At 69.1% G+C, this 24,461-nt stretch carries 26 protein-coding genes; 10 read left to right on the top strand and 16 right to left on the bottom strand.

The window, feature by feature from the left end; translation table 11 throughout:
* Positions 1–26: 26 nt before the first annotated feature.
* From BrevBR_RS03985 to purL, 3 genes are read right to left on the bottom strand one after another with little or no spacing between them, the layout of a single operon-like run.
* On the bottom strand, positions 27–1,595 hold the full coding sequence (locus BrevBR_RS03985; RefSeq protein ID WP_340000008.1) for an alkaline phosphatase D family protein: 1,569 nt from the start codon (positions 1,593–1,595) through the stop codon (positions 27–29).
* Positions 1,596–1,647: 52 nt separating this feature from the next.
* Positions 1,648–2,025 carry a DUF305 domain-containing protein gene (locus tag BrevBR_RS03980; protein ID WP_340000007.1) on the bottom strand — a complete coding sequence of 126 codons (378 nt, stop codon included), beginning with the start codon at positions 2,023–2,025 and terminating at the stop codon, positions 1,648–1,650.
* Positions 2,025–4,235 carry a phosphoribosylformylglycinamidine synthase subunit PurL gene (gene purL / locus BrevBR_RS03975; protein ID WP_340000006.1) on the bottom strand — a complete coding sequence of 737 codons (2,211 nt, stop codon included), beginning with the start codon at positions 4,233–4,235 and terminating at the stop codon, positions 2,025–2,027. Before purL ends, BrevBR_RS03980 begins: the two co-directional genes overlap by 1 nt.
* Positions 4,236–4,336: 101 nt before the next feature.
* Here purL and BrevBR_RS03970 point away from each other — a divergent pair, with 101 nt between their 5' ends.
* Positions 4,337–4,492 carry a hypothetical protein gene (locus BrevBR_RS03970; protein WP_332638785.1) on the top strand — a complete coding sequence of 52 codons (156 nt, stop codon included), beginning with the start codon at positions 4,337–4,339 and terminating at the stop codon, positions 4,490–4,492.
* 143 nt (positions 4,493–4,635) lie between these two features.
* On the opposite strand, the gene BrevBR_RS03965 is transcribed toward BrevBR_RS03970, so the two are convergent.
* Positions 4,636–5,445, bottom strand: a complete 810-nt coding sequence (locus BrevBR_RS03965) for a hypothetical protein (RefSeq protein WP_340000005.1) — start codon at positions 5,443–5,445, stop codon at positions 4,636–4,638.
* A 112-nt stretch (positions 5,446–5,557) separates the two neighbouring features.
* Between BrevBR_RS03965 and BrevBR_RS03960 the strand changes: the two genes are divergently transcribed.
* Together BrevBR_RS03960 and BrevBR_RS03955 are read left to right on the top strand one after the other, a co-directional pair.
* Positions 5,558–5,797 carry a hypothetical protein gene (locus tag BrevBR_RS03960; protein ID WP_332638787.1) on the top strand — a complete coding sequence of 80 codons (240 nt, stop codon included), beginning with the start codon at positions 5,558–5,560 and terminating at the stop codon, positions 5,795–5,797.
* Positions 5,798–5,841: 44 nt separating this feature from the next.
* Complete coding sequence (locus tag BrevBR_RS03955) at positions 5,842–6,879, top strand: aspartyl/asparaginyl beta-hydroxylase domain-containing protein (RefSeq protein ID WP_340000004.1); 1,038 nt, start codon at positions 5,842–5,844, stop codon at positions 6,877–6,879.
* Between the two features lie 48 nt (positions 6,880–6,927).
* Here BrevBR_RS03955 and purQ read toward each other — a convergent pair whose 3' ends face one another.
* Genes purQ through purC form a run of 6 tightly spaced genes read right to left on the bottom strand, consistent with a single transcriptional unit; the run spans position 6,928 to position 10,003 of the window.
* Positions 6,928–7,590: a phosphoribosylformylglycinamidine synthase subunit PurQ gene (gene purQ / locus BrevBR_RS03950; RefSeq protein WP_332638789.1), complete on the bottom strand. Its 663-nt coding sequence runs from the start codon at positions 7,588–7,590 to the stop codon at positions 6,928–6,930.
* Between the two features lie 33 nt (positions 7,591–7,623).
* Complete coding sequence (locus tag BrevBR_RS03945) at positions 7,624–8,334, bottom strand: HD domain-containing protein (RefSeq protein WP_340000003.1); 711 nt, start codon at positions 8,332–8,334, stop codon at positions 7,624–7,626.
* A gap of 23 nt (positions 8,335–8,357) precedes the next feature.
* Positions 8,358–8,822 (bottom strand): YbhB/YbcL family Raf kinase inhibitor-like protein, encoded by a 465-nt coding sequence (locus tag BrevBR_RS03940; RefSeq protein ID WP_340000002.1) that lies wholly within the window; start codon positions 8,820–8,822, stop codon positions 8,358–8,360.
* Between the two features lie 56 nt (positions 8,823–8,878).
* Positions 8,879–9,010 (bottom strand): hypothetical protein, encoded by a 132-nt coding sequence (locus BrevBR_RS03935; RefSeq protein WP_340000001.1) that lies wholly within the window; start codon positions 9,008–9,010, stop codon positions 8,879–8,881.
* On the bottom strand, positions 9,007–9,243 hold the full coding sequence (purS, locus tag BrevBR_RS03930) for a phosphoribosylformylglycinamidine synthase subunit PurS (protein ID WP_332638794.1): 237 nt from the start codon (positions 9,241–9,243) through the stop codon (positions 9,007–9,009). The genes BrevBR_RS03935 and purS overlap by 4 nt, the downstream gene beginning before the upstream one ends.
* Before the next feature lies 1 nt (position 9,244).
* The gene (purC, locus tag BrevBR_RS03925) at positions 9,245–10,003 is read right to left on the bottom strand and encodes a phosphoribosylaminoimidazolesuccinocarboxamide synthase (RefSeq protein ID WP_332638831.1); all 759 of its coding nucleotides are present in this window, start codon (positions 10,001–10,003) and stop codon (positions 9,245–9,247) included.
* 270 nt (positions 10,004–10,273) lie between these two features.
* On the opposite strand from purC, the gene BrevBR_RS03920 reads away from it, so the two are divergent.
* Positions 10,274–10,597: a DUF1476 domain-containing protein gene (locus tag BrevBR_RS03920; protein WP_056617868.1), complete on the top strand. Its 324-nt coding sequence runs from the start codon at positions 10,274–10,276 to the stop codon at positions 10,595–10,597.
* 77 nt (positions 10,598–10,674) lie between these two features.
* Here BrevBR_RS03920 and BrevBR_RS03915 read toward each other — a convergent pair whose 3' ends face one another.
* The 3 genes from BrevBR_RS03915 to purB form a co-directional block, all read right to left on the bottom strand.
* A complete protein-coding gene (locus tag BrevBR_RS03915; protein WP_340000000.1) occupies positions 10,675–11,289 on the bottom strand; it encodes a fasciclin domain-containing protein in 615 nt (204 codons plus the stop codon).
* 118 nt (positions 11,290–11,407) lie between these two features.
* Complete coding sequence (locus BrevBR_RS03910; RefSeq protein ID WP_339999999.1) at positions 11,408–11,905, bottom strand: DNA-deoxyinosine glycosylase; 498 nt, start codon at positions 11,903–11,905, stop codon at positions 11,408–11,410.
* Entirely contained in the window at positions 11,902–13,203 is a 1,302-nt protein-coding gene (gene purB / locus BrevBR_RS03905) for an adenylosuccinate lyase (RefSeq protein ID WP_339999998.1), read from the bottom strand. The genes BrevBR_RS03910 and purB overlap by 4 nt, the downstream gene beginning before the upstream one ends.
* A 135-nt stretch (positions 13,204–13,338) precedes the next feature.
* Between purB and BrevBR_RS03900 the strand changes: the two genes are divergently transcribed.
* Positions 13,339–13,989 carry a glutathione S-transferase gene (locus tag BrevBR_RS03900; RefSeq protein WP_339999997.1) on the top strand — a complete coding sequence of 217 codons (651 nt, stop codon included), beginning with the start codon at positions 13,339–13,341 and terminating at the stop codon, positions 13,987–13,989.
* A gap of 189 nt (positions 13,990–14,178) precedes the next feature.
* Here the strand turns inward: BrevBR_RS03900 and BrevBR_RS03895 are convergent, their stop codons facing one another.
* Positions 14,179–15,789: a lytic transglycosylase domain-containing protein gene (locus tag BrevBR_RS03895; protein WP_332638800.1), complete on the bottom strand. Its 1,611-nt coding sequence runs from the start codon at positions 15,787–15,789 to the stop codon at positions 14,179–14,181.
* Positions 15,790–16,008: 219 nt separating this feature from the next.
* Positions 16,009–16,797, bottom strand: a complete 789-nt coding sequence (locus tag BrevBR_RS03890) for a uracil-DNA glycosylase (protein ID WP_339999996.1) — start codon at positions 16,795–16,797, stop codon at positions 16,009–16,011.
* Between the two features lie 95 nt (positions 16,798–16,892).
* Between BrevBR_RS03890 and BrevBR_RS03885 the strand changes: the two genes are divergently transcribed.
* The 5 genes from BrevBR_RS03885 (at position 16,893) to BrevBR_RS03865 (ending at position 23,642) form a co-directional block, all read left to right on the top strand.
* A complete protein-coding gene (locus BrevBR_RS03885) occupies positions 16,893–18,644 on the top strand; it encodes an electron transfer flavoprotein-ubiquinone oxidoreductase (protein ID WP_339999995.1) in 1,752 nt (583 codons plus the stop codon).
* A 56-nt stretch (positions 18,645–18,700) separates the two neighbouring features.
* Positions 18,701–20,581: a tetratricopeptide repeat protein gene (locus BrevBR_RS03880; protein ID WP_339999994.1), complete on the top strand. Its 1,881-nt coding sequence runs from the start codon at positions 18,701–18,703 to the stop codon at positions 20,579–20,581.
* A 3-nt stretch (positions 20,582–20,584) separates the two neighbouring features.
* Positions 20,585–21,445, top strand: coding sequence for a 4-(cytidine 5'-diphospho)-2-C-methyl-D-erythritol kinase (locus tag BrevBR_RS03875; protein WP_339999993.1), 861 nt, complete (start codon positions 20,585–20,587; stop codon positions 21,443–21,445).
* Between the two features lie 153 nt (positions 21,446–21,598).
* Entirely contained in the window at positions 21,599–22,609 is a 1,011-nt protein-coding gene (locus tag BrevBR_RS03870; RefSeq protein ID WP_339999992.1) for a fasciclin domain-containing protein, read from the top strand.
* Positions 22,610–22,715: 106 nt separating this feature from the next.
* Entirely contained in the window at positions 22,716–23,642 is a 927-nt protein-coding gene (locus BrevBR_RS03865; protein WP_339999991.1) for a hypothetical protein, read from the top strand.
* Here BrevBR_RS03865 and BrevBR_RS03860 read toward each other — a convergent pair.
* Positions 23,639–24,376, bottom strand: coding sequence for a polysaccharide deacetylase family protein (locus BrevBR_RS03860; RefSeq protein WP_339999990.1), 738 nt, complete (start codon positions 24,374–24,376; stop codon positions 23,639–23,641). The two genes, BrevBR_RS03865 and BrevBR_RS03860, sit on opposite strands and share 4 nt — an antisense overlap.
* Positions 24,377–24,461: the final 85 nt, after the last annotated feature.

The following is a 24,461-nucleotide window of genomic DNA, read 5'->3' as shown; positions in this document are numbered from 1 at the left end:
TCGAATTCCTTGTCGGTCAGGGCGCCTCAGGCCGGGACGACCCGCGCATCGCCGCTGGCCACGGCCAGCTTCGCCCGGGTTGTCAGCACGCCGTTCCTGTCCGACACCTTGTCCAGCACCTTGAACTCGGTCTGCCACCGTTCCGGGGTCACGTCGCAGACGACATAGCCGCGCTGGGCGTTGTTGAACTTCAGGAACGGATTGTCGGCCAGGTAGCGCCGCCCGTCGGCCCGTTGGTCCTGGCCGTCGCCGGACGAGCTGATCGAGGTGGTGACGAACTCCGAGGCGATGGGCGCGCCCTCCGGGTTCCGGCTGTCGCGGTACAGTTCCCCGGCGTAGTTCTGGTGCTCGTCCCCGGTCAGCACGACGGTATTGCCGATGCGGCGCTCGCGCAGCCGGTCCAGCAGCCGCTGGCGGGGGATCGAATAGCCGGCCCAGGTGTCCAGGTTGTAGCCGGGCTCGGGTCCTTCCTTGCGGTCCAGATCCATCACCATGATCTGCTGCGCCAGCACCTTCCAGTGCGCCCGCGACTGGTCGAGGTTACGGTACAGCCAGGCCTCCTGGGCCTCGCCGAGAATCTGCGCGTCGCGGGCCGAGACGCCCGCGCAGCTGGTCGCCCAGGCGTCGCCGCACGGCTGGTCCGAGCGCCAGGACCGGGTGTCGAGGAAGTTCAGGTCCAGCAGATCGCCCCATGACGACCGCCGGTACAGCTGCATTTCCGATCCGCGCGGGAAGGCCGCGCGGCGCAGCGGCATATGCTCATAGAAGGCCTGCGCCGCCGCCTGACGCCTCAACAGGAACACCTCCGGCGGCACGCCGTCGTCGATATCCCCGACCCAGTTGTTGGCGACCTCGTGGTCGTCCCAGGTCACATACCAGGCGGTCGAGGCGTGGCTGGCCTGCAGATCGGTGTCCATCTTGTACTGGGCGTAGCGGCGCCGGTAATCGTCCAGGCTGTAGATCTCGCCGCCGAAATGCTGGCGCGGGTTCTCCATCGTCCCGCCCGAGCCGGTATAGGTCCGGCTTCCGCGTCCTTCGTAGATGTAGTCGCCGTAGCAATAGATGAAGTCCAGGTCATCGGCCGCCGCCTTGCGGTGCGCGGTGTAGAAGCCCTGCTCATACGCCTGACAACCCAGCACGCCGAAGCGGGCCTGCGCGACCGCGGACCCGGCCGCCGGCGCGGTCTTCGCCCGACCCGTGGCGGTCCGTTCGGTCCCGGCGATGAAGCGGTAGAAATAGTCCCGGCCGGGCTGCAGGCCCGTGACCTCAACGTGGACGGCGTGACCCATTTCGGGCCGCGCGACCGCCTCGCCCTGTTGCACGACGGTGGAGAAGCCGCGGTCGGTCGCCACCTCCCATTTCACGGCTACTGGCTGGGACGGCATGCCGTGACCGATCTCCAGCGGGCGCGGGGCCAGACGGGTCCAGATCACGAAGCCGTCGGGGGCCGGATCGCCGGCGGCGATTCCCAACTGGAACGGATATTCGGCGAACACCGGATCGGCCAGGGCCTGACGGCTGGATCCCGCCAGCACGCCGCCGGCGCCTAGGCTCAACAGCAGTCCGCGACGGGACAGGGAATCGAACGAGCGCATGGCGGCCTCCGGTCAGCGAAGGCTCCGACCTAGCCCGGAAATGTGACGCTCGTCACTGGCCCGGCGTGATCGCCGGCCGCCAGGCGCGCATTTCTGCGATCTCACGCGTCCGAGCGTTCTTTACCGCCTGCGCCATGCGTCGGATGTCGGCGTCCTGCGACTGCGCCAGGGCTACGTCGGCCATGGCCACGGCGCCGCGGTGATGCTCGATCATCCCGGCGATATAGGCCTGATCCGCCGTCCCGCCCGAGGCGGCAGCGCCCTGGCCGGCCGGCGCATGCCCGCCCGCCGGACTGGTGACGCCTTCCTTGACCGCAGCGGACTGGTTCACCGCCGCGGTCTCACGCAGGGCCTGTTGAACCGGATCGCCGCCGCCGTCACAGGCCACGAGAGCGAGCGAGGCCGCCCCGACGGTGAGGACAGCGCGCATCAACCCTCGATCCAGTTCGGCATCCACGCCTCGTGCATCTCCCGCAGGTGGTCCAGCGGCACGCGGAAAAGGTCGCCCTCCGGTCCGCCCGAGGCGAAGTCCCGGCCCCTGGCCCGGCCGACAACCGACGCATGCAGCCCGGCCTTCTGCGCCGCCGCGATGATCCCCGTCGCATCGGTCGTCGCGACCAGATAGCGGGCCTGGTCCTCGCCGAAGAGCAGGATGTGAGCGTGGGACGCCGAGGTGGCGTCCAGCTCCACGCCGCAGTCGCTGGCCAGGGCAATGTCTGCCGCCGCCCCGATCAGGCCCCCGTCCGACAGGTCGTGGACGCAGGTCAGATCGCCCCCCTCGATCAGGCCGCGGACGAAGTCGCCTGTGACCCGCTCCAGCGCCAGATCGACCGGCGGCGGGGCGCCGTCCTCGCGGCCCAGCACCTCGCGCAGATACAGGGACGAGCCGAGCTCGCCGACCGTCTCGCCGATCAGCACCAGCACGTCGCCCTCGACCATGCCGCCGAAGCCGACGACGACGTCATAGTTGGTCAGCAGGCCCACGGCCCCGACCGTCGGTGTCGGCGGAATGGCCGCGCCATTGGTTTCGTTGTAGAGCGATACGTTCCCGCTCACGACCGGGAAGTCCAGCACCCGGCAGGCCTCGGCCATGCCGTCGATGGCGCGGACGATCTGGCCCATGATCTCGGGCCGCTGCGGATTACCAAAATTGAGGTTGTCGGTGATGGCGATGGGCCGGCTGCCCACGGCGGTCAGGTTGCGCCAGGCCTCGGCCACGCACTGTTTGCCGCCCTCATAGGGATCGGCCTGCACATAGCGGGGCGTGCAGTCCGAGGTCATGGCCAGACCCTTGTCCGTTCCGTGGACCCGAACGACGCCCGCGTCGGCAGCGGTGGCCGAGTCATGCAGGGTGTCGGCCATGACGTGGCGGTCGTACTGCTCCCAGATCCAGCGCTTGGACGCCATGTCGGGGCAGCAGACCACCTTCAGCACCGCATCGACCCAGTCGTCCGGCGCCGGTACGTCGGCCGGGGCCAGGCGGGGTTGCAGGGCCGGCTGAACCCACGGGCGGTCATACAGGGGGGCGTCGTCGAACAACGGGGCCAGCGGCACGTCACAGACGATCTCACCGTGGTGCTTCAGCACCAGATGGCCGGTGTCCGTGGTCTTGCCGATGACGGCGGCGTCAAGACCCCATTTCCTGAAAATCCGGTGGCCGTCTTCCTCGCGGCCGGGCTTCAGGACCGCCAGCATCCGCTCCTGGCTTTCCGACAGCATCATCTCATAGGCGGTCATGCCCTCTTCGCGCTGGGGCACGGCGTCCATGTTCAGCTCGATGCCGACGCCGCCCTTGCCGGCCATTTCCACGGAGGAACTGGTCAGGCCCGCCGCGCCCATGTCCTGGATCGCCGCTACGGCGCCCGAGGCCATCAGCTCCAGCGTGGCCTCGATCAGCAGCTTCTCGGCGAAGGGATCGCCGACCTGGACGGTGGGCCGTTTCTCGTCCGAATCCTCGTCGAACTCGGCCGAGGCCATGGTCGCGCCGTGAATGCCGTCGCGCCCGGTCTTCGATCCGAAATAGACCACCGACATGCCGCCGCCCGGCGCCGCCGAGTAGAAGATGCTGTCCGCCTTGGCCACGCCCACGCACATGGCGTTGACAAGAATGTTGCCGTTGTAGCCGGCGTGGAAATTGGTCTCGCCCGCCACCGTCGGAACGCCGACGCAGTTGCCGTATCCGCCGATGCCCGAGACCACGCCCTTGACCAGCCGCTTCGTCTTCTCGTGCGAGGGGTCGCCGAAGCGCAGGGCGTTCAGCAGGGCCACAGGCCGTGCGCCCATGGTGAACACGTCGCGCATGATGCCGCCCACGCCCGTTGCCGCGCCCTGATAGGGTTCGATGTAGGATGGGTGGTTGTGGCTCTCCATCTTGAAGATGCAGGCGTCGCCGTCGTCGATGTCGATGACCCCGGCGTTCTCGCCCGGTCCGCAGATGACGCGCGGCCCCTTGGTCGGGAATTTGCCGAGATGGATTTTCGACGACTTGTACGAACAGTGCTCGGACCACATCACCGAAAAGACGCCCAGTTCGACGTTGTTCGGCTCTCGCCCCAGCCGGTCGAGGACGACCTGATACTCGTTCGGGGCCAGGCCGTATTCGGCGGCCAGTTCGGCCATGGTCTTCTGCGGAGCGCTCATGGGCGCGCCTTCTAGCTGTTCATGGGGCGAGTGTCAGCCGCCCAGAGCGGAACATCGCGCCGGGACGTCCATTGTTTCCGTGAAGCTCAAGGAGCCCCGCGATGCCTGACCAACCGATCGACCCCGCCGCAACGCCTGAAGACCCTGACGCCCCGGAGATCGCGGCCGACGACGCCGGCGCCTCGGCTGCCGCCGAGCGGGCCTCGAAAGAGGCCGCCAACGATGACGATCAAGCGGACCCCGCCGCGGCGGACTAGCCGCGCACGATGCGGACTCGAAAAAACACAGTCCGAAGAGTCCGAAGAGTCCACTCCGTCCGCTTTCATTCGATTGTCAAAGAAAGCCGGACCACAAGATCACGCTCATGCGTCAAATCTGGACGCAGAGCGCCACAGCCGGGCTAGGCCTCGGTCGATTCGCGGCGTTCGACGCCGCGGCGCAGGCGCAGGCTCAATACGATCGCGCCGACAAGGACCGCGACGGCCGCGGCCAGCGCGAAAAGGGCGAGGCTGGCGTTGCGCGGCTGCTCGGCGACGAAGGCGCCCAACAGACCCCAGGCGACGGGCAGGGCATAGGCCACGGTCCGTATCCGTTGCGTCACAGAGAGGGCGACAACGGCGACCGCGGCGATCGCGATCATCGCCCAGACCGTCGGAGACAGGGCCGCGGGTAGATCGCCGTTGCCGGTCGCCACCGTGATCAGGTTCAGCGGCGCGGCCACCGTCAGCCATCCGGCCAGCATCGCCAAAGGCCAGACCACCATCCAGCGGTCGCGTTCCCGCAAGGGCAGGGCGCGAATGGCCCCCGCATTCGACAGCAGGGGAAACAGCAGAGCCGCCAGCGAGCCGAAGATCAGCACGACCGTCGCGATCTCCGCGTCCAGCGCCGCCGCAATGATCCACAAGCCGATGCCTGCCATCGCGGCCGCCGAGGGCCATCCGAAGCGATGGATCATCCGGCTCTCCCCCGTCTGCGGCAGGACCTGCCGCACGGCGTAGACCAGCAGGCCCAGATAGATGACGCCCCAGATGGCGAAGGCGTAGCCCGCGACCTTCAGCGTCGCATCGCTGTCGGCGGCGAACTCGGCGGCGGTCTGTCCCCAACCGAGCGCCATCTGGCCCTGCCCGGCGACAATGGCGAAGATGGCCGCGGCCAGCACGATCACCCGCCGGGTCATCTGGGCAGGGGTGGCGCGAACAATGGACGACATCCGATTCTCCCTGGGCGTGGACACATGTACGTGCGGTTCAGGCCAAAGGTTCAATGCCGGAACCGGGACCTCTCGACGCGGGTTGAATCGGCCGCAGGAATGGAGACAGACCATGGCCGACAAGGAACGTCCGACCCCCGCCGAATCCCCGGTGTTCGAAACGGATGCCGTTCAGGCTGATCGCGCCCGCGAACAGGGCCTCGGGCTCGGAGAGCGCGAACTGGCCGCCCAACGCGATCCCGGCGGCGTCCGCACGCCCGACGAAGCCGATCCCGATGCGCTGGACCAGTCCGTCGGAGCCGGAGGTTCCGACGGCGAAGACACGTCGCGCGCGGACAATCCCGGCGTTTAACGTTTCGTCTTGACGGACGCTGCTCGGCGACCTCCGATCAGCGAATGGTAGACGACACCGCTCAGCGAACGTTGGAGGCCCGGCTGGCCGAGGCTGACCGGGCGCTGGCCGCCAATCCGCGTGACCTTCGCGCCCTGATCGCCAAGGGCGACGCCCTGGTCGGGCTGGGCGATGCGCGGGCAGGGGCCAGCTTCTACGGCTCGGCCTTGCGGGGCGCCGCCGGGGTCCCGGACCTGCCCGCGGATCTGGTCGCGGCGTTGCGGCGAGCTCAAGGGGCCATTCAGGACCAGAGCGCCCGTTTCCAGTCGTATCTGACCGACAGCCTGGGCCGGTCGGGATTCGATATCGCCACCTCCAGCGACCGGTTCGCCCTGTCGCTGGACCTGATGGCCGGGCGCAAGCGGCTGTATCAGCAGGAGCCCCGATTCTACCTGCTGCCCGGTCTGCCGCAAATCCAGTTCCAGCCGCGCGAGACCCTGCCCTGGATGACGGCGGTCGAGGACGCGACGGCGGACATCCGGACCGAGCTTGAGGCGCTTCTGGCCGAGCCGGACCTGTTCCGCCCCTATGTCGAGCCGCGCGCCGACCGGCCCAATGCGGATGCCCAGGGCATGACTTCGAACGCCGACTGGAGCGCCCTGTTTCTGTGGAAGGACGGCGAGGAACAACCGGACATGGCCCGCCGGTGTCCGCGCACGATCGAGGCGCTGGCCCGGGTTCCGCTGTGCCGCGTCCCGGGCCGGACGCCGTCGATCCTGTTCTCGCGACTTAAGGCCGGCGCGCGTATCCCGCCGCACCACGGCCTGATCAACACCCGCCTGATCTGCCATCTGCCGCTGATCGCCCCGCCGGGCTCGCGCTTCCGCGTCGGCAACGACGTCCGCGAATGGAAGGAGGGCCAGGGCTGGGCCTTCGACGACACCATCGAGCACGAGGCCGCCAACGACAGCGGTCAGGACCGCACCATCCTGATCTTCGACGTCTGGAAGCCAGAGGTGACGGAGGAAGAGCGCACCCTGGTGTCCGCCATGTTCCAGGCGATCGACGGCTATGGCGCGGGCGGCAAGGCCTGGGGCGTCTAGAGCGAAATCAGTCGGGCTGGACCTGCCCGACCCAGATTCGGTCCATGGTCAGGCGGCGGCGTAGATCGACCGGAACAGGGTCGCGCCGTCGGCCGAGCCCAGTTCTTCCTCGAAGGCACGATCCGGGTGGGGCATCATACCCAACACGTTGCCGCGCGCGTTCTGGACGCCGGCGATGTCGTTCACCGAGCCGTTGGGATTGTCGACATAGCGGAACACGACCTGCCCCTCGCCCTCGATGCGGGCGAGGTCTTCAGGGGCGGCGAAGAAGTTACCGTCGCCATTGCCCTGGGTCATGATCACTTCGCGCTGGCCCTGATAGCCGGCGGTGAAACGGGTCTGGCCGTTGGTCACGGTCAGGCTGACGGGCTTGCAGACGTATTTCAGCCCGGCGTTTCGCAGCAGGGCGCCCGGCAGCATTCCGGCCTCGCACAGGATCTGGAAGCCGTTGCAGATGCCCAGCACCGCCACGCCGTCGTCGGCGGCCTTCTTCACCGCCCGCATGACCGGTGACTGCGCGGCCATGGCCCCGCAGCGCAGATAGTCGCCGTACGAGAAACCGCCGGGCAGCACGATCAGGTCCAGGCCGGAGGGCAGCTCCGTCTCCTGATGCCAGACCATCTGGACGGTCTCGCCCGTGGAGCGTTCGACGGCGACCTTGCAGTCGCGGTCGCAGTTGGAACCGGGGAAGACGATGACGGCTGCGCTCATGGCGGCGCCCTTTAGCAGCGTTCGGCCGCCTTGTCAGGGTCTGGCGCCGTCCGGCGTCTCGCGTCGCACGGTGGCGAGGAATTCGGACATCGCCGCCACGCGGGGCCCGGCCATCCGGCGGGCCGCGGCGGTTTTCAGGCGAGGCGGGATGTCGACCGCGAATCGCTCGATCCGCCCCAGCGCCTGATCGTAGTCGGGCCGGTCGCCTGTCGCCGCCAGCAACCGGGCGGCCCCGAGCGCGCCGAGGAAGTCCAGCGCATCGGCGTCGTGAAGGACCAGCGCCTCGGGACCTTCCGGCTCCTTGTCGTACATATGGCCCAGGATGGCGGCGCGGACGGCAGGAAATTTCTCCATCGGAAAGCCCGCCTCGCTCAGGAACGGCTCGGCCAGCTGCACCGAGCGCACCGCGTGATCCACGCCGGCGACGGCGAACGGTTCGATCCCGCCCCAGTCATGCAGGAAGGCCGCGGCGAACATCACGTCAGGGTCGACCGGCAGCCCCTCGGCCTGCGCCACCGCCATGCCGAACAGATAGTCGCGCTCCGAATGCCGCCAGCCCCAGCTCGGGTGCCGCAAATGGTCGTTCGCCTGCGCATAGACGGCGCGTCGCCACGCGCTGTCGATCGGAATGCCCGCCGGCGTGGCCGTTACGGTCGCGATCGCCGGAGCTTCCTGGGCCCCAGCTGCTCCCGCTGCAGCCAGAAGCAGCGTGGCCGCCGCGATCGCCTTGACCATAATTCCCATGCCGCCCCTCCCGATCGACCTGCTCAGCCCCTGTTCTCGTACACGCCCGTGATCGACGCCCTGGCCAGCGTGTGGAAATGCAGGTTGAAGCCGTATTTGGCGCCCGAATCCTCGGGCGTGACCGGCAGGCTGTCCACGTCGACGGCGAAGACCGTGAAGATGTAGCGGTGCGGCCCGTGCCCGGGCGGCGGCGCGGCCCCGCCGAAGCCGGGCTCGCCGAAGTCCGTGCGCCCCTCGACCGCGCCCGCGGGCACGGGGCCGCCCTCGGCCAGTTCGGTAACGTCGGCGGGGATGTTGGCCACGGTCCAGTGCCAGAAGCCCGAGCCGGTCGGCGCATCGGGGTCGTAGCAGGTGACGGCGAAGCTCTTCGTACCCTGGGGCGCGCCTGACCAGCTCAGCTGCGGTGAGCGATTGCCCTTGGCATGGACCTGGGCGTCCGGCAGGGCGCCGCCGTCGGTGAAGCCGCTGGAGGTGACGGTGAAGGCCATGGATCGCTCCTCGCTATGTCCGGAGCCAGCCTAACGCACAATCGCGGTCCGGGTCGCTAGTGCGCCGCATCCTTCGCCGCCTGGGTGAACGCGCGATCATCGGTCAGCCCCCCGGCCAGCGCCGTCGCGAAAATCAGCACGCAAACCACCACGAAGGCCGCGACCGAGAACTGGATCAGCCGCTTCACGCGACCTCGATGCGGTAGCTTTCGATCACGGTGTTGGCCAGCAGCTGCTCGCACATCTTCTTCGCCTCGGCGGCCGGATCGGCCACGCCGTCCAGATCGAACTCGATCAGCTTGCCGACGCGGGCGTTGGCGACGCCGGCCCAGCCCAGTCCGTGCAGAGCCTGCTCGACCGCCTTGCCCTGGACGTCCAGGACGCCGGGCTTGAGAAACACATGCACCTTCACCTTGGCCATCCTAGTGCAGTCCACCCTGAATCACGGTCGGCATATCCTTCATGATGCCGAGGCGGCGGGCCACCTCGGTGTAGCTTTCGATGACATTGCCCAGATCGCGGCGGAAGCGGTCCTTGTCCAGCTTCTCGCCCGTGTTGGTGTCCCACAGGCGGCAGGAATCGGGGCTGATCTCGTCGGCGAGGATGACCCGGCTGAAGTCGTTCTCCCATACCCGGCCGAACTCGATCTTGAAGTCCACCAAGGTGATGCCGACGGCGCCGAACATGCCCGACAGATAGTCGTTCACGCGGACGGTCATGGCCAGGATGTCGTCCAGCTCCTGGGTCGTGGCCCAGTTGAAGGCGGTGATATGCTCCTCGGTGACCATCGGGTCGTTGAGCTCGTCCTTCTTGAGATAGAATTCGATGATCGACCGGGGCAGGGGCGTGCCCTCGTCGATGCCGAGGCGCTGGCTCATCGAGCCCGCAACCACGTTGCGGCACACGACTTCCAGCGGAATGATCTCGACCTCGCGGATCAACTGCTCGCGCAGGTTCAGACGCTTGATGAAGTGGTTGGTCACGCCGATGCCGTTCAGGCGCGACATGACGAATTCGCTGATGCGGTTGTTGATGACGCCCTTACCTTCCAGCTGGGCCTTCTTCTCGCCGTTGAAGGCGGTGGCGTCGTCCTTGAAATACTGGATCAGGGTGCCGGGCTCGGGCCCCTCGTAGAGGATCTTGGCCTTGCCCTCGTAGAGCTTCTTGCGCTTGACGTTCATCATCTTGGGTCCGGGCGGGGCCTGCCGGAAACGCAGATCGCGCGGCCAGACCGTGTCTGGGCGGCTTGATCCGGAATCGGGCGGGCGGGAAAAAGTCGCGCGAACCCTTAGCGGATGCGGCGCCGCGACACAAACCAGCGTCGTTTTGGCGCGCACTGGGGACGCCTCGTCGCAACCCCGTCAGTTCCGGTTGCGTTCGGGTAGGCGGTGGATATAGACCACCTCGACCGCGGCCCCGCTTGGGTCGCCTGACGGAGCCTCGCAACGCGCATGACCACCTTCGACGATCGGGAAAAGGGCTTCGAGTCCAAATTCGCCCTCGATCAGGAACAGGAGTTCAAGGCGGTCGCCCGGCGGAACAAGCTCCTGGGCCTGTGGGCCGCCGAGAAAATGGGCCTGAACGCCGCGGGCGCCGAGGAATACGGCCGCGCCATCGTCAAGGCCGATTTCGAACAGCCGGGCGAGGAAGACGTCTTCCGCAAGATCGCCCAGGACCTTGAGGGCGCCGGCCTGACCGTCTCGGAAGGCGAAATCCGCCGCAAGATGGACGAACTGCAGTCCATCGCCCGCGACCAGATCCGCAACGGCGAGTAACGCGTCGGTTCAAGGCGGACGAAAAAGGCCGCTCCAGCGATGGAGCGGCCTTTCCCGTTTCAGCGATGACGCCGTGATTAGGGCATCAGGACCGTGTCGATGACATGGACCATGCCGTTCGACTGGGCGACGTCGGCTTGGGTGATGGTCGACTTGCCGCCCTTGGCGTCGGTGATGACCCAGGTGTTGTTCGGACCGGCCGAGACCCTGAGTTCCTCGCCCTGGACGGTGGTCAGGGTGGCCGTGCCGCCGCCGGCCTGGGCCTGCGACGCGATGTCGGCGGCCGTCAGACGGCCCGGGACCACATGATAGGTCAGGATTTTCGTCAGATCGGCCTTGCCGGCCGGGGCCATCAGGGCCGAACGGGTTTCGGCGGGCACCTTTTCGAAGGCCGCATTGTCGGGCGCGAAGACCGTGAACGGGCCGGGGCCCGACAGGGTCTCGCCCAGGCCGGCGGCGGTCACGGCGCTGACCAGGGTGGTCAGGTTCGAGGCCTTGGCGGCGTTGGCGACGATAGTCTCATTGGGGCTCATCGGCGCGCCGCCGACCATCGGGTCGGTCGAGGCGGGGGTCATGGCGTCGGTCGCGGCGGCGTCGGCCGGGGCGGCTTCCTCGGGCTTGTTGCAGGCGGCCAGGGTCAGCAGGGCGGCGGCGGATACGGTGGCGAGGGTTGCGAACCGGGTCGGGATCATTGGGGGACGTCTCCTGATACGCGCCGCCCTGACGGCGGCGTCGCATGCAGGTACTGACCAGCGCCGGAAAGGATGCACCGGGCATCACGATTTCCGGCGCGACACGTGACCGCAGACGTCAGGTTCCGCTGACGAAGGGCTTCAGTACGCTCCAGGCCTCGGTCTTGGATTGGAAGGACCGGGTGTGGGCGGGACTGGACGACGGCAGGTCGATCAGCTGCACGTCGGCGGGCGGGTTCAGCGTCCGACGCCCGATCCGGGCCGCCGTCCCGCCATTGAAGGCGACGGCCTTCAGGTGCGGCAGATCGCCCACCAGCCGGTTGAGGTCGGCCGTCTCGGCGTCGCGGATGGCGGCATCCAGACTGCCGGGCCGGGTTGCGCTGGCGATGACGTCCCACAGGCCGACCCCGGCCGCCTTCAGCGCTTCCAGCCGGTCAGGATAGGGCAGGGCGGCCAGATCGCGCCCGGTTACGCCGCCCACCAGCCGCCAGAAGGCGTTCTGCGGATGGGCGTAATATTGGGCCGCCTTCAGCGAGGCGTCTCCTGGCAAGCTGCCGAGAATCAGCAGCCGCGTGTTCGCGTCCGTGACCGGGTCGAAGGCGCGCTTTGCGCTCACGCCGCCCCGAACACCCGGGCGAATACGGTGTCCACATGTTTGGTGTGATAGCCGAGGTCGAACAGCGCCTCGAGTTGTTCCGTGGGCAGGGTCACCCGCTCGTCGGCCTTCAGGAAGTCCAGGAACCGGCCCTCGCCGCGCCAGACCTTCATGGCGTTCTCCTGCACGGCCGCATAGGCGTCCTCGCGGCTCACACCCGCCTGCGTCAGGGCCAGCATCACCCGCTGCGAGTGAACCAGCCCGCCCAGCAGGTCGAGGTTCTTTTGCATGTTCTCGGGATAGACGTTCAGCCGCTCGACCACGCCCGCCAGCCGGTGCAGGGCGAAGTCCAGATGGATGGTCGCGTCCGGCCCGATGCCCCGCTCGACCGACGAATGGCTGATGTCCCGCTCGTGCCACAGGGCGACGTTCTCCATCGCCGGCACCACCGCCGAGCGCACCAGACGGGCCAGGCCGGTCAGGTTCTCGGTCAGGATCGGGTTGCGCTTGTGCGGCATGGCCGACGAGCCCTTCTGGCCCTTGTCGAAGAACTCCTCGGCCTCCAGCACCTCGGTGCGCTGCAGGTGGCGGATCTCGATGGCCAGACGCTCGACCGACGAGGCGACCACGCCCAGGGCCGCGAAGAAGGCGGCGTGGCGGTCACGCGGGATGACCTGGGTCGAGACCGGCTCGACGGCCAGACCCATCTTCTCCGCGACATATTCTTCCACCGCCGGATCGACGTTGGCGAAGGTGCCCACGGCGCCCGAGATGGCGCAGGTGGCGATCTCTTCCTTCGCCGCCAGCAGCCGCCGCTTCGCCCGCTGGAACTCGGCGTAATAGCCGGCCAGCTTCAGGCCGAAGGTCACCGGCTCGGCGTGGATGCCGTGGCTGCGGCCGACGCATGGCGTGAATTTGTGCTCCTTCGCCCGCGTCTCCAGCGCCGCCAGCACCCGGTCGACACCCTCGATCAGCAGGTCCGAGGCGCGCGCCAGCTGGACCGCGAAACAGGTATCCAGCACGTCGGAACTGGTCATGCCCTGGTGCAGGAAGCGCGCCTCCTCGCCGACGATCTCGGACACATGGGTCAGGAAGGCGATGACGTCGTGTTTGGTGGTGCGTTCGATCTCGTCGATGCGGTCGGCGTCGAAGACCACATCGTTGCCCTTGGCCCAGATCGCCTCGGCGGCGCTGGCGGGGATGGTGCCCAGCTCGGCCATCCGCGTGGCGGCGTGCGCCTCGATCTCGAACCAGATCCGGTATTTGGTCTCCTGCGACCAGATGGCGACGGCGGCGGGGCGGGAATAGCGGCTGATCATGGGCGCGTCGTGTCGGTCTCGCGACCGGTTGAGTCAAGCGCCGCTTGTTCCGGACCCCTTTAAACTCGCCCATCGGCGGCTGGCGGCAGGCCCCGACCGGCCGTATTGCAGGGGACCGCATTGCTGGAGGGGCACATGGAACTGATCATCGGACCGCGTCTGTATTCGACCTGGTCGCTGCGGCCCTGGCTGGTGCTGAAGCGCTGCAAGGCGGACTTCACCGTGCGCGAGATGGACATCTACAGTCCCGAGGGACAGGCCGAGCTGGAACGCATATCGCCGTCCCGTCTGGTGCCCCTGCTGCGCGTCGACGGAGAGACCATCTGGGACTCCATGGCCATATCGGTCTGGTGCGCCGAGAATTTCCCGAACGTCCGCCTCTGGCCCGCCGACGCTCACGCGCGCTGGCTGGCCCGGTCGGCGGCGTGTGAGATGCACGGCGGCTTCATGGGCTTGCGCACCGACTGCGGCATGGGTCCCGACCACACCATGGTCGGCCCCGATCGCTCGCCGCCGCCGACGGGCGAGGCCGTGGCCCGCGACATCCGGCGCATCGTCTCCCTGTGGCGCGAGATGCGGACCCGGTTCGGCGAAGGCGGCCCGTATCTGTTCGGCGAATGGTCGGTGCCGGACGCCTTCTTCACCCCGGTGGCGACGCGGTTCCGCCATTTCCAGATCGATCTGGCCGCCCACGGCGACGACGGGACGGCCGCCGCCTACTGCGACACCCTGCTGGCCCAGCCCGATTTCCTCGAATGGTCGGCCGAGGCGCTGGCGAACCATTAACCGCCTCGCGGAACCCGGCTTTAAGACAACGGCGGTATTTTGCACCCTGCAAGAACGCCTGTGCGTTCAGGGATCCGCCATGTCCATGCCCGTTCAGCAGCCCGGTACGCGTCGTCCCAGCCTGATGGTCTACGGGCTGATGATCGTGATCGCCTGCTGCCTGCCCGCGCTGCTTCTGGTCAGCGTGATCTAGTTCGTCCCGGTGGTCGTGGCCGCCGAGGCCAGGTCGATCGCCTGCGTCGGAGCCGGCGGCGGCGCGACATAGTCCAGAGCGATCGGAACCCGCGACGCGCCTGACGCCACCGCATCCAGCGTATTCAGCGGCCGGCCGTTCATGCGCTGGTAGATCCAGTAGGCCGCCACGACCTTTTCGACGTATTCCCGCGCTTGCGGCACGTCGATCGTCTCGATCAGCAGCAGGGGATCGGCGTCCGGACCCAGTTTGCGAACCGCATCCACCATCGGGCCCGGCCCGGCGTTGTACGAGGCGGCGGCCCGCAACAGATCGCCGTTGATCGCCGGCAGGGCCAACACCCTGTTCACATAGGCCTGACCCAGACGGGCGTTGATATTGGGGTCGAACAGCCGCTCGGGATTGCTGACGAAGCCCCGGTCGCCGGTGAGCTCGGCGGCGGTCGTCGGCATGACCTGCATCAGGCCATAGGCGCCGGCGCCCGAGCGAGCCCGGGCGTTGAAGTCGGTTTCCTTGCGCGCGATGGCGTAGACCAGCGAGCGTTCGACGGTGAAGCCGCCCTCGGGCTCGATCACCGGCTGCGGATAGCGGTCGGCGTCGACGCGGCGGACATCGTCGCCCGAACCCGTGACTCGCGGTCCCAGCGCCCGGCCCAGCGCGGCCCACAGTTCGCGGCCGCGGTCGGTGGCGGCGGCGCGAATGCCGGTCTTCAGCTCGTCGCGGGCGTCGGTGCGGCGTCCGACCTCATAGAAGGCCACGGTGCGCAGGGCGCGCGGCTCCGAGCGGACAAAGGCTTCCAGTTCGGCGGCGTCGACCCCGATCGGCTCGTCGGCCTGATACGAGGCTTGCTGCATCCGGGCCGCTCCATAGGGGATCGGACCGAGGTTCTCGATCGTCGGCTCCTCGCCCAGCTGACGCATGGCGATCTGGCCGTAGAAGGTCGCGGGCCAGGCGGCGGCGCGGCGCAGCAGAGGTTGGACGCGATCCTGCTGGCCGGACCGCGCCGCCGAGCGCGCGGCCCAGAAGGCGGCGCCCGAACGGGTCCATCCATCCTCGGTCGGATCGTCCAGCACGCGCTGGAAGGCGGTCTTGGCCTGAGCGAACTCGCCGAGGCGGTACTGGGCCAGACCCACCGTCCACCAGTCGCCCAGCTGATCGCCGAGGGCCACCGCGCCGCTCAGGTCGTCGCGATTGAGAGCGACGCGGGCCGCCTTCATCGGATCGCCCTCGGTGTTGCCGCCGGCCGCCGCGATGGCGTTCCAGGTCCGGCCGCCGCCCATGCGCGTCGGGCGCCGCGGCTCGGGCGCGCCATCCGGCCGGCGCCGCATGGCCAGGGTCCAGGCGCGCTCGGCGCACTGCAGATCGGCGTATTCCGCCAGCCAGGCCGACAGCTCCTCATAGGTGGCGGTGTAATCAGCGTGGAACAGGCGTTCGAACTCGACCTGACCCAGCAGGACGCGGTCGTTGGCCTGACGCGCGGAATCCCGGGCGGCGTCCAGATCGCCGCGGCGAAGGGCGTCGAAGGCGGTGGTGTAGCTCAGACGGTCCGCAGCGCTCAGGGCGGTGGGCGCGCGGCGGACTTCCTCGGCCCGGCCTGCGGTCGCCATGGCGCACAATGCCACGGCCAACGTCGGCGCGATCATCGCGCGGCGGAAATCAAACGGCACTGAGGCGGCCCCCTTGAAGCGTTGGATCGACCCGTCTCGACTCGGGTCGGCCTGCGCGGTTCATTCGGTCGTCAGGCAGGAAAGGCGCCATCGCCCCCGGCCCATGTCAAGATTTCTCCCCATTTTGGGGCAGTTTTGAGTCTGAAGGATGAACAGACTTCAGCCGTCGGCGTCCAGACGCGCGGCCAACGACAGGATGTCCGCCCACGCCTGACGCTTGGCGATTGGCTGCCTCAGCAGGAAGGCAGGATGCAGCGTCGGCATCACCGGGGCGGACACGGCGCCCTCGGACAGTCGCCACTCCCGCCACTGGCCGCGCATCCGCATGATGCCCTCGTCCGTCGCCAGCACCGACTTGGCCGCCGCCGCGCCCAGCAGCAGCACGGCCTTCGGCTTCAGCAGGGCGAAGGCGCGCTCGACGAACGGCGCGCAGACCGCCTGTTCGGCCGCCGTCGGCGTGCGGTTGCCCGGCGGCCGCCAGAAGACGGTGTTGATGATGAACACCCGGCCCTCGAGCCCGGCTTCCCTGAGCATCCGGTCCAGCAGCTGTCCCGCCTTGCCGACGAAGGGCTGGCCGCGCTGATCCTCTTCCGCGCCCGGACCCTCGCCGATGACCAGTACGGGCGCCTCGGGGGCGCCGCGGCTGAACACCGACTGCGTCGCACCCATCCCCTTCAGCGGGCAGCCCTCGAAGGCCGCGATGGCCAGTCCCAGCTCCTCCAGGGTCCCGGCCCCGGCCGCCAGCCTGCGCGCCTCCGACAACGCATCGCCCGCGGCCGGCGCGGCGACCACCGAGGCCGTGGCCTTGGCCACCGCCTTCACGGCGGGCGGCGGAGCGACATGGGTGCGGTCGACCGGAGCGTCCTCGAAACAGGCGTCCACCCCCGCGTCACGCCAGAAGGCGAGCAGGCTTTCGGTCGCGGCGGCGTCGGAGGGTCGGGTCGTCATCACGGTCCGCACAGGGATAGTCCTTGACCACCCTTGCGTCACCTTCCGATAAGCGGAAAACACGAAGACCACACGGACTGCGAGGAAATCAGGGCATGGCCGAGGACGCGATCGAGGGCGGCGCGACAAACGCCTGGCAGGAAGCCGTGATCGACAAACTGCCGCCCGCCGAGGCCCTGACCGGGGTCGAGCGCGAGGTGATGGAATACGACGTCGTCATCGTCGGCGGCGGCCCCGCCGGCCTGTCCGCCGCCATCCGCCTGAAACAGCGGGCGGAAAGGGACGGCAGGGACATCACTGTCGCCGTGCTGGAAAAGAGCGCCGAGATCGGCGGCCACATCCTGTCCGGCGCCGTCATCGACCCGCGGGCCCTGACCGAACTCTTCCCCGACTGGAAGGAACGCGGCGCCCCGCTCGAGACGCCCGTCACCGAGGACCGCTTCATGGTGCTGGGGCCGATGGGGCAGGTCAGCCTGCCCATGCCCCTGCTTCCGCCGATGATGCACAACGACGGCTGCTACATCGCCTCGCTCGGCAATGTGGCCCGCTGGCTGGGCGAGCAGGCCGAGGCCTTGGGGGTCGAGGTCTATCCCGGGATGGCCGCCAGCCATGTGGTCTGGGACGAACCGTCGGGAACGGTGAAGGGCGTCGTCGCCGGAGTCTTCGGCATCGACCGTCACGGCAAGCCGACCGATGACTTCCAGCCCGGCATCGAACTGCACGGCAAATACGTCTTCATCGCCGAGGGCGTGCGTGGCTCGCTGGCCAAGACCATCATGGCCCGCCACAATCTGTGCGACACGGCCGAACCGCAGAAGTTCGGCATCGGCCTGAAGGAGCTGTGGCAGGTTCCGGCCGACAGGCACCGCCCCGGCCTGGCCCAGCACACCACCGGCTGGCCGCTGGACGAATTCACCGGCGGCGGCAGCTTCCTCTATCATTTCGGCGACCGCTACGTGGCCATCGGCTATGTCGTTCACCTGAACTACAAGAACCCCTTCCTGTCGCCCTTCGACGAGTTCCAGCGGTTCAAGCACCACCCCTCGATCGCCGAACATCTGGAGGGCGGAACCCGCATCTCCTACGGCGCCCGCGCCATCACCGAGGGCGGCTTCCAGTCGGTGCCGAAGCTGTCATTCCCGGGCGGTGTCCTGATCGGCTGCTCGGCCGGCTTCGTGAACGTTCCGCGCATCAAGGGCAGCCACAACGCCATGAAGACCGGCATGCTGGCCGCCGACGCCGCCTATGACGCCGTCATGGCCGGGCGTTCGGGCGACCGGCTGGTCGAATACCAGGCCGCCTATGAAAGCAGCTGGGTCTACAGGGAGCTGAAACAGGTCCGGAACGCCAAGCCGTATCTGTCGAAGCTGGGCACGACCCTGGGTGGGGCGGCGGGCCTCATCGACATGTGGTTCTCGTCGATCTTCGGCGTGAACCTTCCGTGGACCCTGAAGCACGGCAAGACCGACGCCGGCGCGACCGAAAAGGCCTCGAAGCACAAGCCGATCGCCTATCCGCGGCCGGACGGGAGGCTGTCGTTCGACAAGCTGTCGTCGGTCTTCATCTCCAACACCAACCACGCCGAGGAACAGCCGGCACACCTGAAGCTGCTGGACCCCTCGATCCCCATACAGGTCAACCTGCCGCTCTACGGCGAGCCCGCGCGGCTCTACTGTCCGGCGGGCGTCTACGAGGTGCTGTACGACGAGCAGGGGAACAACCCGCGCTTCCAGATCAACGCCCAGAACTGCGTCCACTGCAAAACCTGCGACATCAAGGATCCATCCCAGAACATCGTCTGGACCACGCCCGAGGGCGGCGGCGGCCCCAACTATCCGAATATGTAGGACGGAGAAGGCGAGGGGGCCTTGTCGTCGCCGCATAATCCGGTGAGGGTTCGGTCATGCGCTTTTCACGCCCCGCCTCCCTTCTGACCGGTTGCGCCATCCTGGCCCTGTCGACGTCCGCGTTCGCGCAGGACGCGCCGATCCTCATTGACCCCCCATTGAACCCGCCGGCGAACCAGGCGCCCGCCGTCGTTCCCGCGCCGGGCCTCGATCAGGTCGAGCCGAGTGGAGCGTTGCCGCCTCTCATCCGCCCGGTCGAGGAGATCGCGGTCGTCGAACCTGAACCGGCCGCGCCTCCCATCCCCGCAATCTGGGCCCCCGTGCCGGTCGACGCCTCTGGCCAGTCCGCCTACGGTCTCTATCTGGCCGGCCGTCTGGCCAGCATTCGCGGCGACCGCGCCGCCGGTTCGGAGTTTCTGGGCGAGGCTCACGCCCTCGCGCCCGAACAGCCTGCACTTGGCGAGGAAGCCTTCCGCTCCGGTCTGTTCTCCGGCGATCTCGGCGATGTGGCGCGTCTGACCCCCACCGTCGCGGATACGCCTGACCTGGCCGAGGCCGGCCGGATGATCGAACTGGTGCAGGCCCTGCGCTCCGGAGAAGGGCGCCGGAGCATGGCCCTGTTGAACCAACGCCCGTTCGCCGAGCCCTTCAGCGCGGCGGCCCGGTACCTGACGCCCGCCGTCGCCGCCGCGGGGGGGGACTGGGACACGGCGCTCAAGGCGGTGGACACGCCGCCGACGGACCCCGCGGGCCTGATCCTGCATCAGCAGCGCGCCGGCCTGCTGGAAAGCCGCCGCCGCTTCGCCGAAGCCGACGCCGAATACAAGATCCTGATGGCCGCCCCCGGCGGCGCCATGCTGTACGCGCTGGACTATGCCGAATTTCTCGAGCGGCAGGGGCGCCGGGATGAGGCGCTGGCGATCTATGACGCCGCCCTCACCGGCGGAAATCCGAACTCCGAGGCGGTTCTGGGCCGGGCCCGGATCGTGGGACGAGGTCGTCCGCCGGCTGAGCCGACCGCGCTGCAGCGGGCCGCCGACGCCCTGGAATTCGCCGCCTTGCAGACCACCGCCGCCCAGTCGTGGGAACTGTCGGCGATCTATCTGCGCATGGCCGACAGCCTGCACCCCGACGACCTGATCAGCCTTCAGTTGGGACAGGCTCTGGCCTCCGGCCGTCAGCCCCTGCTGGCCCGCGAGGCCTTCGCCCGGGTCAGCCAGACCGATCCCATCACCTATGCCCGGGCCCAGGTCGGCCTGGCCGGAGCGCTGGACTCCCAGGGCGACGCCGAGGGCGCGCTGGAGGCGCTTCGCCGCGCCGACGCCGCCGCGGCCGACCAGGCCGCTTTCGCCTACGCCCTGGCGGGACATCTACAGGGAATGGGGCGGCACGAGGAGGCGCTGGCCGTCCTCAACCGGCCTACGATCAACGTCGCGGGTCAGCCCGCGCATTTCCGTTTCCTTCGCGGCGCGGTGCTGGAGAACCTGAACCGGATCGACGAGGCGGAGGCCGAGTTGTGGGCCGCCCTGCAGGCCCAGCCCAACGACCCGACCATTCTCAACTATCTCGGCTACATGTGGGTCGACAGCGGCCGGCGGGTGGCCGAAGGCGCCGGGATGCTGGCCCGCGCCCACGCAGCCGACCCCCAGAACGGCAACATCCAGGACTCGCTCGGCTGGGCCCAGTTCCGGCAGGGCCAGTACGAAATCGCCGTCCAGACCTTGGAAGAGGCCGTCGGCAAACAGCCCGGCAATGCCGAGATCGTCGACCACCTCGGCGACGCCTACTGGCAGGTCGGGCGCCGCCGCGAGGCCGAATGGCAGTGGAACCGGGTGCTGACGCTTGAGCCCGACGCGCCGCGCCGCGCCGAGGTCGAACAGAAGCTGGCGCGCGGCCTGCCCGAGCCGCCGCCGCTTCCCGACGGCGGCCAGCCCTGAGGTATGGCGCCGGTCCGCCTTCTCGCACCCGCCAAGGTCAATCTGTTCCTTCACGTCGGACCCGTGGCGGCTGACGGCTATCATCCGCTCGCCAGCCTGGTCGCCTTCGCCGACGTCGGCGACGCTGTCACGGTCCAGCCTGCCGGGGGCTTGTCGCTGACCGTGACCGGGCCGTTCGCCGGGGAGCTGAACGACGGCGGGGACAATCTGATCCTGCAGGCCCTGAGGGCCCTGGGTCAGGCGACCGGCGTCGGCGACCCGCCGGTGGCCGTGACGCTGGACAAACAGCTGCCGATCGCCGCCGGACTGGGCGGCGGCTCGTCCGATGCGGGGGCCGCCCTCAAGGCTGTGCGCGATATGCTGGATCTGCCGCTGGACGACGACGCCTTGGCCGGCGTCGCCGTCGGGGCGGACGGGCCCATGTGCCTTCACGCCCGCGCCGCCTGGGCCGAGGATCGGGGCGACCGGCTGACCTTCGAGCCGCGCCTGCCGCCCCTGCCTGCCTTGTTGATCAATCCGGGCGTCCCGTCGCCCACGGGGGCGGTCTATCGCGCGTATGACGAGGGGTCGGCGGGATCGGCCGACCGTCCCGAACCGCCGGGCGACTGGGCGGTGTCGACCGTTATCGACTGGCTGTCGGAACAGCGGAACGACCTCGAGGCTCCGGCGGTCGCGCTCCAGCCCGCCATCGGTGAAGCCCTGACGGCGGCGGCGCGGCTTCCGGGCGTCCGCCTTGTCCGGATGTCGGGTTCGGGCGCCACGGTCTTCGCCCTGTTCGACACGGCGGATCAGGCCGCCGCCGCCGCCCGGCGCCTGATCCAGACCCATCCCGACTGGTGGGCGAGGCCGTCACTTCTGCGCTAGGTCCGTTCGGCCGTGAGAGGGCGCGACGATCAGGTCCGGTCATTCCCGCATGGAACTGAGCCCCCGCCCGCGTCTTTCACAGTGCAGGTTTCGGGCGCCTCTGGCCGCGCCTTCCTCCCTTTGCGGCCACCGCCCAAGGAAAGGGATATCGCCATGCTTCGCCTTCATCTTCTGACCGCAACCGCCGCGGCCGCCCTACTTGCGGCGCCCGCGGCCCTCGCCCAGACCGCCCCGACGCCGCCGCCTCCATCGCCCGTGCCTGTCGCTCCGGCCACGCCCGCGACGCCGCCGGCCTCAGCGTCGAGCATGCCTGCGCCAGCCGCCACGCCCGCTGAGCCCGCCGACGAAGCGACGCCGGCCGCGCAGGCGCCGACCGCCCAGGTTCCCGCCGCTCCTCCCGCAGCCCAGGCCGCCCAGCCCGCGACCCCCGCCGCCGTCGGCAATGTCATCGACGTCCTGACCGCACAGGGCAATTTCACCATCCTGCTGGCGGCTCTGAACCAGGCCCAGCTGACCGATACCCTCAAGTCGCGCCCGGCGGTCACCATCTTCGCCCCGACAGACGAGGCCTTCGCGGCCCTGCCGGAGGCTGAGCGCACACGGTTGATGGACCCCGCCAACGCCCAGGAGCTGCGCAATCTGTTGCTCTATCATGTGATCGTCGCCGACGTTTCCTCGTCCCAGATCACCGGCGCCAGGGGCGGCGTCCAGACCGCCAACCGCACGCGTGTCCTGCTGGACGGCACGGGCGAGGGCCTCCGCATCGACGGCGCCCTCGTCACCCGGGCCGACATCGACGCCTCCAACGGCGCGATCTTCGCCATCGACAAGGTCCTGAACCCCGCTCAGTCCATGGCTCCCCCGGAAACTCCGGCGGCGGCCCCTGCCGCCAGCCCGGCTCCGGCAGGGACGCCCGCTACCGCCCCCGTTCCGCCCGGGGCCACAGCGACGACCCGTCCCGCCACGCCGGGCACAAATGCGCCCAACGGCCAGCCTGCCGCGACCACGACGACCATCGCCGCCCCGCCCGTCCCCAATCCGACCGACGGGCAGGTGGACGCCCAGCCTGACCCGTCCCGCACGACGCCGCCGGTCGACACCCCGGATCCGGCCGACGATGACGACGACACCCCGGCGCCCCCTCCGCCCACGCCGGGCGACTGATCCGGCGAAGCCTGCGACGACGGCGGCGGACCCCCCCTCCGCCGCCGTTTCGCTGTCCGGTCCCGGCCTTAACCGCCGGACAACCGGTGTTTGCTAGCCTGCGGTCATGGAAACGCTCTCCCGATCCCAGATCGCCGCCTTTGAAGCCGTGCTGAACCGGGTCCCGGCGGACGACCGCGCCCGCATCCACGCCCTCAAGGCCGCCGCCGCCACGGCCGCCGAGGCCTCTGCCCCGCACTGGGACTTCGATCAGCCCGGCCGTCGCGCCGAGGAAGCCCTGGCCGGAGCCTTCGGGCCCGCCCTGACCGACGATCACCGCCGGGCCCTTATCGCCGTCTGGGCGCTGGAAATGCCGGCCCGGGTCCCTGCCGCCGACCTGCCGTCCGCAGTGCTCGAACTGTATCCGGAATGGATCCAGCGTCTCGCCGACTTCCTGACCGCCGCGGCTGACCCCTATGACCGCGACTACTGGGCCAAGGACGTGCGCATCTCGCTGGTGCTCAGCGTGCCCGGCGCCCGCACCCAGATGATCGACCTCAGCTCGCCCATGGGCCCCGGACAGGTCCTGCGTCACGCCCGCGAGGGTTGGGGCTGGTCGGTGATCCCCGCCTACGCCGCCGCCCAGGCCTGGAAGCCGTGGCTGGAGGTCCATACCGAAAGCCGCGAACTGTCCGACTTCAACGAGGCCGGCTGGGACCGCGCCTGGGCGACTGCCGCCGAGATCTGCAAACGTCGCCCCGAGATGGCCGGCATGCTGGGCTCCAGCTGGTTCTACGACCCGCCGCTGGAGCAGATCAGCCCGCGACTCGCCTATCTGCGCGTCAACCCGCTGAAGAACGGCGCCTTCCTGCTGCATCAGGGCCCGGGCGAGATTCACACCCAGCGCGCCGCGACCTCCTCGCCGACCCGCGCCGCCCTGATCGAAAAGGGCGAGTACACCGCCCGCTCGTGGATCGTCGCCTGGCCCCGCGCCGCCCTGATCCGCTGGGCGGACGCCCGCAAGGCGCAGCAGGGGATGGCGGAGGCGGCCTAGGCCGTCACGGCCCGCCACGCCGCCCCGACCGGCAGCACCTCCAGCCCCGCCGCCTTCGCCGCCCTCAGCACCCGGTCCAGATCGTCCGGGGTACAGCCATAGTCCGTCGGCCGGTCCGACACGTCATGGCCATAGGCGTTCAGCCAGCCTTTCGACGCCGCCGTTTCGGCCATCAGCGCGTCGAAGTCGTAGCCGGGCAATCGCCGGCTCTCCAGCCCGATGCTCTTGATCAGGGCCCGGTCCTCGCGCCCCGCATTGACCCCGTCGCGCACCCCGCGCGCCATGGCGAACCGCTCGCGCACGACCCGTTTCGCCCCCACCGTCGCATCCCCGAACGGCCAGGCGAAGGTCGTCATCCGGTATCCGTCCAGCCGCTCGCCGACCCAGGCGGCGTTGGCGTCCAGGCTCAGGCCGAGGGCCCGGGCGTCCATACGTAGCACGCTGGTATGGCCGAAGGTGTGGCAGCCGACCTCATGCCCCGCTGCGTGCAACGCCTGCAGGTGGCGCACCTCGAACTGGTCGCGGTCCATGTTCCGCCTGCCGGCCAGCCCGCCGCAGACATAGTAGGTCGCCTTGACCCCGTGCTGGGCCAGCACCGGCCCCGCCTCGGTCCAGGCGCTGGCGGGAATGTCGTCGAAGCTCAGCGAGAACACACCCCGCGGCGACGCGATCGTCACCGGGTCTATGTCGAGATAGCGCGCGGCCCGCCGGCGCATCTGGTCGATCTGTTTCATGGCTACGTTATGGGGCCACGCCGCTTAAGGAAGCGTAGGCGGGGCTCCGCCTTGCCCGGCAAAGGCCGCCCGTCTAGGGTCCGCC

The organism is Brevundimonas sp. BR2-1 (assembly GCF_037626195.1).
Lineage (GTDB): Bacteria > Pseudomonadota > Alphaproteobacteria > Caulobacterales > Caulobacteraceae > Brevundimonas.
This window is presented reverse-complemented; position numbering and strand designations above follow the sequence as displayed.

Excerpts from the sequence above, each read along its gene's own strand:
- BrevBR_RS03985 (WP_340000008.1), bottom strand. The coding sequence starts at position 1,595 with ATGCGCTCGTTCGATTCCCTGTCCCGTCGCGGACTGCTGTTGAGCCTA.
- BrevBR_RS03980 (WP_340000007.1), bottom strand. The coding sequence starts at position 2,025 with ATGCGCGCTGTCCTCACCGTCGGGGCGGCCTCGCTCGCTCTCGTGGCC.
- purL (WP_340000006.1), bottom strand. The coding sequence starts at position 4,235 with ATGAGCGCTCCGCAGAAGACCATGGCCGAACTGGCCGCCGAATACGGC.
- BrevBR_RS03970 (WP_332638785.1), top strand. The coding sequence starts at position 4,337 with ATGCCTGACCAACCGATCGACCCCGCCGCAACGCCTGAAGACCCTGAC.
- BrevBR_RS03965 (WP_340000005.1), bottom strand. The coding sequence starts at position 5,445 with ATGTCGTCCATTGTTCGCGCCACCCCTGCCCAGATGACCCGGCGGGTG.
- BrevBR_RS03960 (WP_332638787.1), top strand. The coding sequence starts at position 5,558 with ATGGCCGACAAGGAACGTCCGACCCCCGCCGAATCCCCGGTGTTCGAA.
- BrevBR_RS03955 (WP_340000004.1), top strand. The coding sequence starts at position 5,842 with ATGGTAGACGACACCGCTCAGCGAACGTTGGAGGCCCGGCTGGCCGAG.
- purQ (WP_332638789.1), bottom strand. The coding sequence starts at position 7,590 with ATGAGCGCAGCCGTCATCGTCTTCCCCGGTTCCAACTGCGACCGCGAC.
- BrevBR_RS03945 (WP_340000003.1), bottom strand. The coding sequence starts at position 8,334 with ATGGGAATTATGGTCAAGGCGATCGCGGCGGCCACGCTGCTTCTGGCT.
- BrevBR_RS03940 (WP_340000002.1), bottom strand. The coding sequence starts at position 8,822 with ATGGCCTTCACCGTCACCTCCAGCGGCTTCACCGACGGCGGCGCCCTG.
- purS (WP_332638794.1), bottom strand. The coding sequence starts at position 9,243 with ATGGCCAAGGTGAAGGTGCATGTGTTTCTCAAGCCCGGCGTCCTGGAC.
- purC (WP_332638831.1), bottom strand. The coding sequence starts at position 10,003 with ATGAACGTCAAGCGCAAGAAGCTCTACGAGGGCAAGGCCAAGATCCTC.
- BrevBR_RS03920 (WP_056617868.1), top strand. The coding sequence starts at position 10,274 with ATGACCACCTTCGACGATCGGGAAAAGGGCTTCGAGTCCAAATTCGCC.
- BrevBR_RS03915 (WP_340000000.1), bottom strand. The coding sequence starts at position 11,289 with ATGATCCCGACCCGGTTCGCAACCCTCGCCACCGTATCCGCCGCCGCC.
- purB (WP_339999998.1), bottom strand. The coding sequence starts at position 13,203 with ATGATCAGCCGCTATTCCCGCCCCGCCGCCGTCGCCATCTGGTCGCAG.
- BrevBR_RS03900 (WP_339999997.1), top strand. The coding sequence starts at position 13,339 with ATGGAACTGATCATCGGACCGCGTCTGTATTCGACCTGGTCGCTGCGG.
- BrevBR_RS03895 (WP_332638800.1), bottom strand. The coding sequence starts at position 15,789 with ATGGCGACCGCAGGCCGGGCCGAGGAAGTCCGCCGCGCGCCCACCGCC.
- BrevBR_RS03890 (WP_339999996.1), bottom strand. The coding sequence starts at position 16,797 with ATGACGACCCGACCCTCCGACGCCGCCGCGACCGAAAGCCTGCTCGCC.
- BrevBR_RS03885 (WP_339999995.1), top strand. The coding sequence starts at position 16,893 with ATGGCCGAGGACGCGATCGAGGGCGGCGCGACAAACGCCTGGCAGGAA.
- BrevBR_RS03880 (WP_339999994.1), top strand. The coding sequence starts at position 18,701 with ATGCGCTTTTCACGCCCCGCCTCCCTTCTGACCGGTTGCGCCATCCTG.
- BrevBR_RS03875 (WP_339999993.1), top strand. The coding sequence starts at position 20,585 with ATGGCGCCGGTCCGCCTTCTCGCACCCGCCAAGGTCAATCTGTTCCTT.
- BrevBR_RS03870 (WP_339999992.1), top strand. The coding sequence starts at position 21,599 with ATGCTTCGCCTTCATCTTCTGACCGCAACCGCCGCGGCCGCCCTACTT.
- BrevBR_RS03865 (WP_339999991.1), top strand. The coding sequence starts at position 22,716 with ATGGAAACGCTCTCCCGATCCCAGATCGCCGCCTTTGAAGCCGTGCTG.
- BrevBR_RS03860 (WP_339999990.1), bottom strand. The coding sequence starts at position 24,376 with ATGAAACAGATCGACCAGATGCGCCGGCGGGCCGCGCGCTATCTCGAC.